General features: G+C 49.0%; 1 protein-coding gene. It reads left to right on the top strand.

Annotation, left to right across the window (positions count from 1 at the left end; all coding sequences use genetic code 11):
- Positions 1-103: 103 nt before the first annotated feature.
- Positions 104-310: hypothetical protein (locus VJI77_RS07415; protein WP_323988949.1), on the top strand; the 207-nt coding region annotated here is incomplete at its 3' end.

Below are 310 nucleotides of genomic sequence, written 5' to 3'. Positions count from 1 at the left end.
CACTAGAAGAAAAGATGAATGCACGCGACAGGCAGCTGCGTGCATCTTTGCCTTCCATGGTGGATAACCGGATAATGGAAAATAAGTGGCGTGGGAGGTCATAATGCAAGTTACAATCCAGCTCCCCATCCTATTCGGCGTCAAGGATAAGAAGTTCCAGCTGGCATATCGTCAGCAAAACACCCCTAGCGATGGGGGGTTTATCCAGTCGATCGATCGGATTAGTCCTACATGGTGGGCGCAGTATCAGTCTGTTCCTTTGTTTGGGGAACGGTATATTGCAGCACAGAGCTTCCTGGACAGTCTAAAT

Source organism: Parvimonas sp. D2, from assembly GCF_035282635.1.
Classification (GTDB): Bacteria; Bacillota; Clostridia; order Tissierellales; family Peptoniphilaceae; genus Parvimonas.
Note: the sequence above shows the minus strand (reverse complement) of the source record. Positions and strands in the feature narration are given on the sequence as shown.